Source organism: Paenibacillus ginsengarvi (assembly GCF_003626695.1).
GTDB classification, from domain to species: Bacteria; Bacillota; Bacilli; order Paenibacillales; family NBRC-103111; genus Paenibacillus_AB; species Paenibacillus_AB ginsengarvi.
This window is the reverse complement of record NZ_RBAH01000036.1, coordinates 1-13834: the sequence shown is the minus strand read 5'-3', so window position 1 is coordinate 13834 and position 13834 is coordinate 1. Positions and strand designations below refer to the sequence as shown.

Here is a 13834-nt window from a genome sequence, read left to right as displayed (position 1 = left end):
GTAAAGAGGATGAAAAGCCGTTTTTTCAGCAAAAAGGCGAAAAATCTGCGATTTTTTAGTTTTTTTATGAAACAAATCGCTGTTTTTCTTCGTCTGAAGCTATTACGGCTCCTGTTTGGACCCTCTTTTCGCATTCGCATTATTCCGAAGATGAAGTTTTTCACCCAAAAATGGTATGATGATGGGAATTGGCGGATACAAAAAGGGAGGAAATAAATGGCTAATGCTTTAGAAATTTCAAATTTATCTGGCGGCTACATTTGGAATCGCCCCGTCATTCACGACCTCGATTTTACGATAGCTCAGGGTGAGATGATCGGATTAATCGGATTAAACGGAGCCGGCAAAAGCACGACGATCAAACATATTCTCGGTCTGCTGGCGCCTCAAAAAGGGAGCGTCCGCGTTATGGGACTCGCAACCGGCGACAATACGAGCGAGTACCGCAGCTCGTTCGCGTATGTGCCCGAGGCTCCCGAACTGTACGAGGAGCTGACGATCCGCGAGCACCTCCGCATGAGCGCGATCGCGTACGGCCTCACGGAGGAGCAATTCGAGCAGCGCTCGGCCTCGCTCGCGGAGCAGTTCGACATGACCGACAAGCTTGACGCATTTCCCCAAACGTTGTCGAAAGGAATGCGCCAAAAAGTAATGATCATGAACGCTTTTCTTGTCGAACCGCCGCTGTATGTAATCGACGAGCCGTTTCTGGGGCTTGATCCGCTGGGCATCCGTTCGCTGCTCGACCTGATGGCCCGCCGCAAAAAGGAGGGCGCCTCCTTCCTGATCAGCTCGCATATTTTATCGACGCTGGAGACGTACTGCGATCGTTACGTCGTTTTGCACCGGGGGAAAATCGCGGCGAAAGGAACGCTGGACGAGCTGCGGCAAAGCGCCGGAGAGGCACCCGATACGACGCTGGACGACCTGTTTTATACGATCGTGAAAGGCGGCGCGTCATGAACCCGGCAAAAGCGCTTTGGAAGAAACGTCTTGCGGCGCATATCCGAACGAACGCGCGGTATACGGTGTATGCGGGACAGAGCGGATTTTTCCTGTTCGTGCTGGCCGTCTTCCTCGCTTCCTCCTACATGTACGGCAAAGTGCTGGAGCGGCTTCCCGATACGTTTCCGCATGCACTCGTCATCAGCTGTATCGTCACGCCGTTCCTGGCGGTCAGTCCGATCCGGACGCTGCTGCGGGAAGCCGATCTCATCTTCCTCGTCCCGATGGAAGCCCGGATCGGTCCTTACTTCCGCGGCGCGCTGCGGTACAGCTTCCTGACCCAGAGCTTCGCCGTGCTGCTAGCCGTGTTCACCGTAATGCCGCTGTACCGTCACGGCTTCGGGACCGACGCGGCTGCGCCGCTCGCCGTCCTGGCATTCGCCCTCGCGCTGAAATTCGCGAATTTGCTCGGCGCTTGGCTGGAATCGTCGTTTGTCCGCGCCGAATATCGCGCTCTGTTCAGACTCACGCGCTGGCTCGCCGATGCCGCCGCCGTTTACGCGTTATACCGCTTCGGCTTGATCGCCGGTCTGATCGCTTTCGCGGCCGCAGCGGCGATTATGAGCCTCTGGGCTTTCAGAACCCGAAAGCTCGTCGTCAACTGGACCTACTTGCGGCTGATGGAAACCAGGCACCGGACGACACTGCTGCTGTTTTTCAACTCGTTTGTCGATGTCGACGAATTGCCGAATCGTGTCAAGCCCCGCCGATTGCTTGCCCGGCTGGCGAAACGGATTCCGCTGCGCCAACCAAATGCGTTCCTGTACCTATATCTGCTGACACTGCTGCGTTCCGAGCTTTTCGGCATTTTATGCAGACTGACGCTTGTAGCCGCGGCGATTTTGCTTTGCCTGAGCACGCCCGGTCTGTACGCGATCGTTTATGCGCTTTTTTTCATTGTGACCAGCGTTCAACTGACCACCCTGTCCCGGTTTCACCGCCATTCCGTCTGGCCGGCGCTATATCCCATTCCGTCAGCGCTCAGACACAATTCGGCTGTTCGGGTCGCGCTTGGAGCCAAGCTCGTGCAAGCTGTCATTTTACTATTGCCTGCGCTTCGGGCCACAGTATTCACGCCGTGGCTGCTTCTGCTTCCGGTTGCCGCAGCGCTTGTCGCCTACACCTCGACTATGCGGGCTATCCGTAACGACCATCGCGGCGGCTTGAAGTAAATTTGATGGAAACAACGAAAAACCCCGATCCGCTTTTGCCAAGACGCTTTGCAGCGCCGGGCAGCCGACCGGGGTTTTCAAATTTCGATTAAATTTGCGGGAAACGGAACAATCGCGATGCGTTGTCCGAAGTGATGCGCGCCAGTTCCTCGAACGGGATGCCCCGGATGTCCGCCGCCGCCTCGGCAACAAGCCGGACATATCCGGTTTCATTGCGTTTGCCGCGAAAAGGATGCGGAGTCAAGTAAGGAGCGTCCGTCTCCACGAGCAGCCGGTCCAGCGGCACCTGGGCCAGCACCTCCTTCGGCTGCTTCGCATTTTTGAACGTAATCGGCCCGCCGAACGATATGTAAAAGTTCATATCCAGGCACATTTTCGCCGTCTCCCAGCTTCCTGAAAAACAGTGCATCACGCCGCCGACATCCTCCGCCTTCTCTTCCCGTAAAATTTGCACGACATCGTGATGGGCGTCCCGATTATGGATCGATATGGGCATTCCCAGCTTCCTCGCAAGCCGTATCTGCTCGCGAAATACCCGGTGCTGCACGTCCTTCGGCGATGTGTCCCAGTAGTAATCGAGTCCGATTTCCCCGATCGCGACCACTTTGGGCTTGGCGCACAGCTCCTCGATCCAGTCGAGATCGTCCGCTTTCATATCGATCGCGTCTTGGGGATGCCAGCCGACCGTGCTGTAAATAAAATCATACGTTTCCGTCAGTTCGATCGAAGACGGTATCGTCTCGCGGTTAAAGCCGATGTTCACGATCCGGCTGACGCCGTTTTGCCGGGCCCGCTCGATCACCTCGTCCCTATCGTCGTCGAATTGTCGCACGTTTAAATGCGTATGCGTATCTGTTAGCATAAGTACCTCCACGAAGTTATACCCTTGCAAAAATCGTATCAAACCTTATTCTTCCAAACGACGTAACCTCTATGAAATGGCTTTCAGTCAGCCCCCCGGCTTCAGCACGCTCAGCAGCTCCGCGGACAGGCACGAGTTCCCTTGCCGCAGAAGCTCTTCCGGAAAATACACATGGTGCTTGCCACTATGAATGCTGCTGATGGAACGAATAATATCGGACTTCCTGGATATTTCGACCAGCCGGTTCTGTCCGTCCAGCAGCCAGATCGGCAAGCTCTCCTCTGCGTCGCCGGGACGATATATATCGTAAGGCAGGTCGGTCAAATAATCGATCACCAAATAATAGTCGGGATCGATGCCGCAGTTCATGAGGCCCGCCCGCAGCTCACCCTCGAGCTGCTCGCCGATTTCATCCAGCGCCACATATTTGAACAGCCTGCGGTGCATAAAGCGGGCGCATAAATCGGATAAGATCGCATCCCGTTCCTTGCACCACTGCATGATCGTCATCTGGATGTAGGCTTCATCCAAAGCTACATAATCTTCAAGCGTTATTTCGTTCTCAAGCAGCCCGACCAGCGGCCCCATCAAAAACTGGAAGCGGTAGCGCTCCCCATAAAGCGCCTTTGCTCTTTCGAATATTTTACGGAGCAATATTTCCGAGCTTCGGGTAACCGGGTGGAAATACACTTGCCAATACATCTGGTAGCGCGACATCAAATAATCTTCAATCGCGTGCATACCGCTTTCCTTGACAACCATATGCCCGCGATGCGGACGGATGACGCGTAAAATTCGCTCCAGATCGAAGGTGCCGTAATGGACGCCGGTATAATAGGCGTCGCGGAGCAGATAATCCATCCGGTCCGCATCCAGCTGGCTGGAGATCAGGCTGACGACGATTTCCTTGTCGTACGTTTTGCAGATGACGTCGGCCACTTTCCTCGGCAGCTCCGGGTCCGCCTCGGTCAGTACGCGATTGACCTCGGTATTGCCAAGCACAAGCTTGCAGGTCCACTGCTCGTGATGCGTACCGAACACCGATTCGACCGAATGCGAGAATGGACCGTGCCCGATGTCGTGCAGCAGCGCTGCGCACAGGCAGAGCAGCCGCTCCTCCTTCGGCCAGTCGGGATAACGGCTGCGCTCGAACTGGGAAATAATGCGCCGGGCCACTTCATAAACACCGAGGGAATGAGAGAATCGGCTGTGCTCCGCACCGTGAAACGTCATGAACGAAGTGCCCAGCTGCCGAACCCGGCGAAGCCGTTGAAACTCCTTCGTGTTGATCAGATTCCAGATCGTCTCGTCCTGAACGTAAATGTATTTATGTACCGGATCTTTGAAAACTTTTTCTTCCCTCAGCTGCGCAGCCATGCTCCACCCTCCGTTTGCTGGAAAGCTTTATCTACTACAAGTATATACTAACGAGGCTAAAACAACCTTAATTTCGTCCAAGAAAGTTTGCCCTGCCTGAACGTATCGAGAGTGCAGCCTTCGACAAATAGCGATACAGTTCTTGTCGAGTTCGACATAACTTTCAGGAAATTGTCGAATATTATTCATATTTTTACTTCCAAATACGTGAACAGTCTGTTATGCTTTTCTTACCCATAATACCTAGTTATGTTGACAGCAGCCCTACATATATTCTCATAAAGCCGCCTGTATCAACACTTCCGAGGGCTAGACAATAATTTGCGCGCGTCAATTCTTATCCAAACGCCTGAAATCCGATTGACTGTTATGGGAATGGTTGGTATGATTAAGACAATAACATTGTCGAATTATGACGAAATAATCGAGAGGGGTACAACATCATGATGAAATCCACAGGTATTGTCCGCAAAGTTGACGAACTCGGACGTGTCGTCATTCCGATAGAACTTCGCCGTACGCTTGGTATCGGGGAGAAAGACGCGCTCGAAATTTATGTGGACGGAGAGCGGATCATGCTCAAAAAATACGAGCCTGCCTGCATCTTTACCGGAAACGCCGACAACCTCGTCTATTTCAAAGGAAAAATGATCAGCAAAGAGTGCTTGGCTGAATTAGCAGAAATTTATAATTCTATGACAAATTAAAAGACAAAATCGAAATTATAGGTTATAATAGGAATATGATCACAGTTATTTCTAACCTTTATATATCTCCTCTGTACATCCCCAGGGCGCGATGTGATGGCGTCGCACCCGGGGATCTTTTTTTTGTCATGGAATAAGCGCATTATAGATGTCGCGCCGGCTGACGCCCCGATCGGCTGCAGCTCGTTTCATCGCCTCTTTCCGGTCTCCGGATTCCCGCTCGTAGCGGGCAACATGCTCTTCAATCGATAACTCCGTCCACCAGGACTCCGCCTCCGCATCCGCACGTTCCCCGGCGTTGCTGCGATCGACTGCGATACAAAATTCTCCTAGCGCCTCCTTCGTCCGAAACAGCTCCAAGCATTCGCTAATAGAGCCGCGGACAATTTCTTCATGGCGTTTCGTCAGCTCACGCGCAATTGCGATCGGCCCGTCCTCCCAAACCTCGGCCATAACCTCCAGCGTCTTCATGACCCGGTGCGGCGATTCGTAAAAGAGAAGCGTCGCTTGTATATGACTGATTCGTTCCAGCTCGTCCTTCAACTTTTTCTTCTCGCGCGGCAAAAAACCGACGAACAAAAAACGTTCGGTCGGCAGTCCCGAAACAATAAGCGCCGACAATGCCGCATTTGCGCCAGGAATCGGCACAACCGGAATATCTGCCTCGGCAGCGAGCTTCGCCAAATCATAGCCCGGATCGGAAATCGCCGGCATTCCGGCATCGCTTACCAGTGCGATCGACCGGCCTTCTCCGATGAGCCGAATGAGCTCCGGGCCGCTGGCCATCTTATTGTGCTCATGGTAGCTGACCAGCCTCGTTTGAATCTCGAAGTGAGTGAGCAGCTTGCGGGTTTGCCGCGTGTCTTCGGCGGCAATGCAATCCACTTCCTTAAGAATGCGTACGGCGCGGTATGTCATGTCCTCCAGATTGCCGATCGGCGTCGATACCAAATACAGCGTCCCTACCCCGGCTTTCGGCTCGTAACTTTTCTGAATTTGCACGCTCATTGTGCTTCCCCCTTCTCCTTAAGCTCATCTGCGTGACCGTAATAAACGTCGAGCAGTTCCTGGCAATAACCGTCCGCGCTATGTACAATAAGCGGCGGCAGCACCCTCAGCTCCGGCTTGCCGTCACGCGTTGCCTCGATCAGCACCATATTGGCTTCCTGGCCTTCGCGGGGATGAATGAATCGCATCCGCTTCGGCTCCAGCCGGTATTTTTGCATTCCGCTCATGATTTCGGCCAGCCGTGAAGGCCTGTGTACCATCGCCACCTTACCTCCCGTCCGCACAAGCCGGCTGCAAGCGGCTAGCACATCGTCAAGCGTACAGAACAGCTCGTGACGGGCCGCTGCGATATGCGGGTTCAGCTTCCGGTCCCCGGAAGCAATCGGCAAGTAAGGCGGATTAACCGTGACCAGATCGAACTGGCCGTAGCCGAGCACGTCGTGAGCTTGCTTTAGATCGCCATGTACGATGCGAAGCCGGTCCTCCAGCCGATTCCATCGCACATTTCGCGCCGCCATATCCGCCAGCCGGTCCTGAATCTCGACACCGACGATGTCCGCCTTCGTCCTCGTGGAGAGCAGCAGCGGGATAACGCCGTTGCCGGTGCACAAATCGACGATGCGACCACGCGGCGGCACCTTGCAAAATCTGGCAAGCAACACGGCGTCGAGCGAGAAACTGAACACCTCGTCACTTTGAATGATTTGCAGCTCATGGGTAAGCAGGTCGTCCAACCGTTCTCCGGGCCGCAGCCCGTTATCGTTCTTCTCCATCTTCCCCGGAATTCTCCTTTCGCGGTTACGCGTAAGCCAAAGGGCGAAAAAACCGTAGAGATACGGTCGGCGCCCGATTAACGGCTCCCAATCCGCTCCCTACGGCATATATTCCAGCCGAGTGTTATTTGCTCAGAAAGGACAAGCAGAACAAACAATCTTTCTCCGTTCGCAAATGTCCATAATGCACATTGCATATATGAAACCCTTCTGCATACAGACGAGCCAGGTTTTCGTAGCCTTCTCCGATGGCCGGCGTGTCTTTGGCCATTTCCTCAGGATTTCGGGCTTCGGTAAATTCATCGCTGCCCGTTTCGTTATCGCTGCGAAGCAGCTTGCGCAGCTGCTGATTTTCAATACTGAGCCGTTTGTTTTCCTCCAGCAATTGGACAATTTCCTGCTTCAAAGAGCCGATCACCTGATGAAAGCCGCCCACCTGCTCTTCCAACTGATGCATTTGCGTAAACAGGTCCTTTTTTTCCACGTCTGCACCTCGAGCGCCTCATACTATGGAGCTTAATCTTGCTCCGCCACATCGTCGCAAGGCATCATTTCCATTTTGCCCGAATCGAACAGCTGCACCTTGACCATACGGTTTTCTACCTGCAAGCTGACGACTTTGCCGCTACCCATCGATGTAATGACGACAGTTCCAATCTTCGGCATTTCCTGCTTGACGCTTTCGTATTGATCGTGCTCATATTTGAGACAGCACATGAGCCTTCCGCATAGCCCGGATATTTTTGTCGGGTTGAGCGACAAATTTTGATCTTTGGCCATCTTGATCGACACCGGCTCAAAATCGCCGAGAAACGAGGAACAGCACAGAATGCGTCCGCACGGTCCGATACCGCCGAGCATTTTGGCCTCATCGCGCACCCCGATCTGGCGAAGCTCGATGCGCGTCCGAAAAATGCTGGCCAAATCTTTCACCAGCTCGCGAAAATCGATACGGCCTTCGGCGGTGAAATAAAAAATGATTTTGTTGCGGTCAAACGTATATTCGACGTCCACCAGCTTCATTTTGAGCTGATGTTCCTTTATTTTCTCCTGACAGGTAGCCATTGCGCCTTTGGCCGCGTTTTTGTTGTCTTCGACAAGTTTGGCGTCGGTATGATCGGCTACGCGAATGACTCTTTTTAGAGGAAGGACGACATCGGATTCACCGACGGTGCGTTTACCGATTACGACTTTGCCGTACTCGACGCCACGGGCCGTTTCTACAATTACTGCATCTTCTTGGATTATAGGCAGATCCGCTGGATCGAAATAATACACCTTGCCCGCTTTTTTGAAACGGACTCCTACGACGTTGTACACCTTCTTCCCTCCTAAGACGCTGCGTAAGCAACGTTACTTCGTAAACAACTGCCGAGCATTCCGTGAGGAATGCTGACTTCGTAAGCAACTACTGAACTTTGCGAGCAGCAACGTTTACTTCACATCGATCAGAAACTGCTCCAAGACAAGCTGCGTGTTCGCATTCGATCGCAGGCGCTTCCGGGCTTCCGCCGCCCGCTCCATACATTCGACCCAAATACTGACGTCCCGCGTGAATGCAAGCCTCGACAGCAGGTCCTCCTGATCTATATAAACGATACTTGATTTTGAACCGTAACATACATGAATCAAGTCTTTGTACCACAACATAATCATGTCGAACAGCGTGTCCAAATGCTCGGCGACCTCGGACTTCATCACCTTCGTTTGCACGGTAACAAGAAAAGGCTGTTTGCCGGCGAGGTCCTTCATTAATTGTATCATCACGTTTCTTGTTTCTGCAAACCAATTTATTTGGATAAGCGACCGAGCCGCTTCTAGCCCCGCAGCCAGCCGTACGGCTACATGAACAAGCTCCGGAGCGTGGCCCTCGTCGAGCAGCTTTTTCTTCATCTGTTCCGGGGGAATCGGGTAAAATTGCACCCATTGCGAACGAGACTGGATCGTGGGCAGCAGAGCTTGTCCGTTATCCGTTATGAGGATGCCGATAATCGGCGTTTGCGGCTCTTCCAGAAACTTAAGCAGGCTGTTAGCCGCCTGTACCGTCAAACGTTCCGCTTCATTTAATATATACACCTTCGTACCCGATGTAGAGGAACGATAAGCGAATTGCTGCTGCAGCTCACGAATCTGGTCGATCTTGATGCTTGCGCCATCCGGCTCAACCCAGATCAAATCGGGATGGTTGCCGTGCGCCAGCTTGCGGCATTCGAGGCATTCCCCGCACGCTTCGTCCCGGTTGCGGCTGCAAAAAAGCGCAGCGACAAACGCCCGGGCCATTTCTTTTCTCCCGCTTCCGAGAGGACCTGCAAATATATAGGCATGGGACAGTTTATCCGCCTTCAAGCTGTTTTGCAAAAGCCGCTTGGCGCGTTCCTGTCCCGGTATCGATTGAAAGTTCATATATGCTCTCTCCGTAACCTTACAGCCTTCTTAACTTCCTCTATCAATAAAACAAATTGATGAGCAGCCCGCGAATTTCGCCGACTTTGCCCAGAAGCTCAATCTTCCCTTCTTCCGTCTCCAGCAAATCGTCGGCGAGCTGTGTCAGATGCCGATCGATTTCATCGAGCAGCTTGTACCGCTTGCCGCGGCCGCGGCGATCCCATCCGGTCGTATCTTTGATGCCGATTCCTTTGCGGACCGTATTCTCCAGAAACTGTTTCACCAAAATTTTGTAGGCGCGCAGCTCGCGAACCGTCATCGACTTGCTGAGCCTTTCACCTTGCAGCTGAATTTGCTGAAGCATGCGGGTAAGCTGCTCGGCATCGGCTTTGCCGTTTTGCTGGTTCAACATGTCGGAGAAGCTTTTAGGCGGCGCCGGGGCCGCCAGAGGACTGTCCGTCAGCTGGATTTGTTTGCCGAATGGGCGCAGGCCGGGATTGATTTTCACAGATCTGTTCCTTCCTTATTATACAGTTTGCCTAGAAATGCTCAAAACGTTCGACGGGGAGAACGAATACGGCAGCGCCGCCAACTTGAACTTCGACCGGGAACGGAATATACGAATCGGTCGTGCCGCCCATTGGCGAAACGGGTGTAACGAGCTGCTCGCGCACTTTACAGTTCGCCTTGATCACTTGAAATACTTCATGAATACGCTCGTCTTCAATCCCTATCATAAACGTCGTGTTGCCGGCTTTCAAGAAACCGCCGGTGCTGGCCAGCTTCGTAGCGCGGAAGCCTTCCTTCACAAGAGCGTTGGACAAACGGTTGCTATCCTTATCCTGTACGACTGCGATCACCAACTTCATACACATACCTCCCTGGAATCGTATAGGCTGATTGAATCCCATATCTAGTATATCATATTAGAAAAGAAAACGTTTACAAGGCCCATGGCTTCATCGTTTGCAGCTTCTATACACCCAATGGCTCGCGTCTTTCGCGGCAGCCGTTGCCCCGGGCAGCGGCCTACTTCCATTATACACGATTCTGCTGTCCAATGTTCCCATCGGCCATCTGGAGCTTCAGCCGCTCGATCAGCACCGCCGACAAGGAGCCGGTCACTTCCGCCTCGGAGCGGCTCGCATCAATGCGGACGATGCGCTCGGGGTATTTGTCCAGCAGCAGCAAGTAGCCGCTTCTGACCCGCTCGTGAAAAGCGAGCGATTCCATATCGAGTCGATTCACCTCGCGCCCGCTATTGGCCCGTATGCGCTCAAGCCCGACCTCCGGGGACACGTCGAGAAACAAGGTTAAATCCGGCATCGTATCGTGGATGGCAAACCGGTTAATCTCGAACACTTCATCCATTCCGATTTCCCGCGCAAAACCTTGATAAGCCAGGCTGCTATCGATAAACCTGTCGCATAACACGGCATGCCCCTTCTCGAGCGCAGGAATAACCTTCTGTACAAGATGCTGGCGTCTTGCCGCCGCATACAGCAGCGCCTCGGTTCGTCCATCCATCTCGGTGTTGCGCGAATCCAAGATCACCTCCCGGATTTGCTCTGCGATCGGAATGCCTCCCGGCTCGCGGGTCACCACAACCTCGTAGCCGGCTTGTTGCAAAAGCTGCTCCATCAAGCGGATGGCTGACGTTTTACCGGCTCCTTCTCCGCCCTCGACTGTAATAAATATTCCTTTGTTCGCCACGACCGTTCTCCTATCAGCATCGTTTTTACCGTAATAGTTCTATTCGATGCTCGTATTCCCATTTCCTGCTTGGTCCGGCCCATGAGCCACCCGAATCGTTTGCAGCCGAGGAGATGAGGCACCTTGAAATCGCGCTCCCCGATCCGCAAGCTGCTGTAAATAAGTTATCGTCTCCCCGGTTATCGTCTCCCCTGGATACAGAACGGGAATGCCTGGCGGATATGGAATAACCATCTCCCCGGCGATACGCCCAGCCGCATCGGAGAGCGTCACCTCCGTCGTATCGCCAAATCTGCCCATTCCGAACGCAACCGAAGCCGACACGCCCTCGCGAAATAACGAAGATTCAGCAGGCACGGCGGAAGCCGGAACAGTTCGCTCTGAAAGCCGGAAATCCCCGGCCAGTCGCGCCAGCGCCGTTATCAGCCGGTCGGCATCCCCTTCGTCTGAGGCGAGGCTAAATACGAGCAGCACATGGCGCGGATCGGCCATCTCGGTCATAACGCCGCGGGCTTCCAGTTCGCTCTGAAGCTCGTAACCGCTCAGCGTTCCTGTCGCATCCGAGATCGTTAGCTTAAACGGATCTTTCGTCTCATAGGCAAAAGCCGGCGCATCCGGTAACATTCGGTACCAGGACCACTCCGCCAAGGCCGATTCCACCCGCTGGACCGCTTGCAGCCCCCGGGCCAGCCACTGATTTCCTTCCGTCTGCAGCAAATGGCGGGCGGCATCGAGTGACGCCAGTATCGGATAAGAGGGGCTAGAGCTTTGCAGCATCGCCAATCGTGATCTGAGCAGCTCGCGGTCGATCCGCTCCCCTTGCACGTGCAGCATCGCCCCCATCGTCATGGCGGTAAGCATTTTGTGTGTAGACTGCACGACAAGATCGGCCCCGCAGGACAGAGCCGATTTTGGCAAAGCTGGATGAAATCCGTAGTGGGCTCCATGAGCTTCGTCGACGATCAAAGGCTTCCCGTATGCATGAGCCAGATCGGCCAGTCCACGCACATCCGTTCCCATCCCGTAATAGTTCGGGTTCGTCACAAGAACTCCCTTGGCCTCGGGATATTGCTGCAAAGCAAACTCCACGCCGGCTTTGTCCAGACCGCTCGGAAGCCCGGATTCGGCATCGTAGCGCGGCGAGACGAACACCGCTTTTGCGCCGGCCAGCATTAGTCCGTTAATAACGGACTTATGTACATTCCGCTGGACAATGAGGATGTCTCCCGGCATACATAACGTAGTAATGGAGGCTAAATTCCCGGCTGTGCTTCCCCCAACCAAAAAAAACGTTTCCTCGGCCCCAAAGCAATCGGCCGCGAGCTGCTGCGCTTCACGAATAATCCCCTCAGGACTGTGCAGATCGTCCATTCCCGTAATTTCCGTCAAATCGATCTCCATCAGCTCGCGAAAACTAGCAGCCGAAGGCAAGAGACCTTTCCCCGATTTGTGGCCGGGAACATGAAAACTTTTATAGTCCAGCCGACTGTGATGCAGCAAAGCATCCAGCAGCGGCAACGCTTGCTCGCTCATAAAACGTCCCCTTCCTTTTTCCCCTTCTACAATACAGGAAAGGTTCGGCTAAAAGCAAAAAAGGTCCCTTCCGAGAAGATAGACCTTAACGAGCTTTCTAGACGCCCGAGGCTTAGGCGTTCATCTTATACCATATTTTATTCATCCGATGTATGAAAAAAGGATATTTGACGTCCAGCACATCGGTTTTGACAATTTCCGCCTCGCACTCGTCGCATATAAACTCCGCGCAGATCTGAATCCCATTCGGCTTCGGCTGATCGCAGATGATGCATGTGTTCCGCACAGTCTCGGCCTGCTCCATATGCTCCATGAGGTTTCACCCCTTTTCCCTATCAGTATGCCACATTTTCTATTCTCTTAAACTAGCGTGTTTCATTTTTTTTGCGTAAATCGAAGTTTTCGGAATGATTGGATTCGACTTTGCAATACCATATGTGGAATTTAGGCTAATGGTGCTTGCTCGTAAATAGCCGGGAACCATAACGAAAGAGGTGAAGAAAACACTTTTGCCCCATGCGGGTTCCCTTTATAATAGAAGGAAGAGGAGGTTTTCGATTGCATCGCTTGGATAAAGACTCCACGATTTATAATTTCACGCTTATAAAAAGGGTGCGTCACCGACCGCTGCCGCTCTTGCTTTATGGCGTGCTGCCGCTTCCGTTTGCCATATATATGGCTGTCTCCGTATCGCCTTCGCTTGCCGTCTCCTTCGTGGGAGGACTGCTGCTTCTGCCTAATCTGTACAGCGGGCTTACCGCTTTATATATGAAGCTTCTCGCTTCCGGGCAGCGGAGCGCCTGGTCGTATGGCTGGCGGCTTCCTTGGCTCGGTCTGCTTCCGGCTCAACATGTTTCGCTGCGGATCGTGACCGGGATTCATAACCAGCTGTTATGGATCGGCAGCGCGATCATCGTTTGCCTGTTCCCCTGGATCGGCAAGGACCATGTCTTGATGCTGCTCGCCCTTCATATCTGGTATATGCTACCGCGCTTTTGGATTTTTTTCGTGCTCCGACGGGCAAAAAAGCCCGGCTTGCTCAAGATCGGCGCCGGCGATACTTCCTACTACATTCAATAGCCCGAGTCATTTGACCGGGCTTTTTGTCTTGCTGCAAAAGAACTCGATAAAACAAAAAAAACGCTTCCTGTATAAAGGAGCGGATTCATAGGCAAGGATTATTCCTTGAAAACTGGATGCGAAACGAGCGATTGAAGCAGAATCGAGTGCCTCGGGGGTATCCGAGGCTCTTTGGATAAGCCCTCGACCGATTAGTATTCGTCAGCTGCACGCATTGCT

General features: G+C 53.2%; 16 protein-coding genes. 4 read left to right on the top strand and 12 right to left on the bottom strand.

The window, feature by feature from the left end; translation table 11 throughout:
• The first annotated feature begins 216 nt into the window (after positions 1 to 216).
• Together D7M11_RS31950 and D7M11_RS31945 are read left to right on the top strand one after the other, a co-directional pair.
• A complete protein-coding gene (locus D7M11_RS31950) occupies positions 217 to 963 on the top strand; it encodes an ABC transporter ATP-binding protein (protein WP_120751348.1) in 747 nt (248 codons plus the stop codon).
• A complete protein-coding gene (locus D7M11_RS31945; protein WP_120751347.1) occupies positions 960 to 2177 on the top strand; it encodes an ABC transporter permease in 1218 nt (405 codons plus the stop codon). The genes D7M11_RS31950 and D7M11_RS31945 overlap by 4 nt, the downstream gene beginning before the upstream one ends.
• An 88-nt stretch (positions 2178 to 2265) precedes the next feature.
• Here D7M11_RS31945 and D7M11_RS31940 read toward each other — a convergent pair whose 3' ends face one another.
• Positions 2266 to 3039 (bottom strand): TatD family hydrolase, encoded by a 774-nt coding sequence (locus D7M11_RS31940; RefSeq protein ID WP_120751346.1) that lies wholly within the window; start codon positions 3037 to 3039, stop codon positions 2266 to 2268.
• Positions 3040 to 3126: 87 nt separating this feature from the next.
• Positions 3127 to 4416, bottom strand: coding sequence for an HD domain-containing protein (locus tag D7M11_RS31935; RefSeq protein ID WP_120751345.1), 1290 nt, complete (start codon positions 4414 to 4416; stop codon positions 3127 to 3129).
• A 443-nt stretch (positions 4417 to 4859) separates the two neighbouring features.
• Here D7M11_RS31935 and D7M11_RS31930 point away from each other — a divergent pair, with 443 nt between their 5' ends.
• On the top strand, positions 4860 to 5123 hold the full coding sequence (locus tag D7M11_RS31930; RefSeq protein ID WP_120751344.1) for an AbrB/MazE/SpoVT family DNA-binding domain-containing protein: 264 nt from the start codon (positions 4860 to 4862) through the stop codon (positions 5121 to 5123).
• Between the two features lie 126 nt (positions 5124 to 5249).
• Here D7M11_RS31930 and rsmI read toward each other — a convergent pair whose 3' ends face one another.
• The 10 genes from rsmI to D7M11_RS31880 form a co-directional block, all read right to left on the bottom strand.
• On the bottom strand, positions 5250 to 6131 hold the full coding sequence (gene rsmI / locus D7M11_RS31925) for a 16S rRNA (cytidine(1402)-2'-O)-methyltransferase (protein ID WP_120751343.1): 882 nt from the start codon (positions 6129 to 6131) through the stop codon (positions 5250 to 5252).
• A complete protein-coding gene (locus tag D7M11_RS31920; RefSeq protein WP_120751342.1) occupies positions 6128 to 6904 on the bottom strand; it encodes a tRNA1(Val) (adenine(37)-N6)-methyltransferase in 777 nt (258 codons plus the stop codon). Before D7M11_RS31920 ends, rsmI begins: the two co-directional genes overlap by 4 nt.
• A 124-nt stretch (positions 6905 to 7028) precedes the next feature.
• Positions 7029 to 7388: a DNA replication initiation control protein YabA gene (gene yabA / locus D7M11_RS31915; RefSeq protein WP_120751341.1), complete on the bottom strand. Its 360-nt coding sequence runs from the start codon at positions 7386 to 7388 to the stop codon at positions 7029 to 7031.
• Between the two features lie 32 nt (positions 7389 to 7420).
• Positions 7421 to 8224: a PSP1 domain-containing protein gene (locus tag D7M11_RS31910; RefSeq protein WP_120751340.1), complete on the bottom strand. Its 804-nt coding sequence runs from the start codon at positions 8222 to 8224 to the stop codon at positions 7421 to 7423.
• 114 nt (positions 8225 to 8338) lie between these two features.
• Complete coding sequence (gene holB / locus D7M11_RS31905; RefSeq protein ID WP_120751339.1) at positions 8339 to 9307, bottom strand: DNA polymerase III subunit delta'; 969 nt, start codon at positions 9305 to 9307, stop codon at positions 8339 to 8341.
• A gap of 43 nt (positions 9308 to 9350) precedes the next feature.
• A complete protein-coding gene (locus D7M11_RS31900; RefSeq protein WP_120751338.1) occupies positions 9351 to 9797 on the bottom strand; it encodes a YaaR family protein in 447 nt (148 codons plus the stop codon).
• 31 nt (positions 9798 to 9828) lie between these two features.
• Positions 9829 to 10158 carry a cyclic-di-AMP receptor gene (locus tag D7M11_RS31895; RefSeq protein WP_120751337.1) on the bottom strand — a complete coding sequence of 110 codons (330 nt, stop codon included), beginning with the start codon at positions 10156 to 10158 and terminating at the stop codon, positions 9829 to 9831.
• Positions 10159 to 10327: 169 nt separating this feature from the next.
• On the bottom strand, positions 10328 to 11002 hold the full coding sequence (gene tmk, locus D7M11_RS31890) for a dTMP kinase (protein ID WP_240041404.1): 675 nt from the start codon (positions 11000 to 11002) through the stop codon (positions 10328 to 10330).
• A gap of 39 nt (positions 11003 to 11041) precedes the next feature.
• Positions 11042 to 12535 carry an aminotransferase class I/II-fold pyridoxal phosphate-dependent enzyme gene (locus D7M11_RS31885; RefSeq protein ID WP_120751336.1) on the bottom strand — a complete coding sequence of 498 codons (1494 nt, stop codon included), beginning with the start codon at positions 12533 to 12535 and terminating at the stop codon, positions 11042 to 11044.
• 112 nt (positions 12536 to 12647) lie between these two features.
• Positions 12648 to 12848 carry a sigma factor G inhibitor Gin gene (locus tag D7M11_RS31880; RefSeq protein WP_240041403.1) on the bottom strand — a complete coding sequence of 67 codons (201 nt, stop codon included), beginning with the start codon at positions 12846 to 12848 and terminating at the stop codon, positions 12648 to 12650.
• Between the two features lie 245 nt (positions 12849 to 13093).
• On the opposite strand from D7M11_RS31880, the gene D7M11_RS31875 reads away from it, so the two are divergent.
• Positions 13094 to 13615 carry a hypothetical protein gene (locus D7M11_RS31875; RefSeq protein ID WP_120751335.1) on the top strand — a complete coding sequence of 174 codons (522 nt, stop codon included), beginning with the start codon at positions 13094 to 13096 and terminating at the stop codon, positions 13613 to 13615.
• The last annotated feature ends 219 nt before the right edge of the window (positions 13616 to 13834 follow it).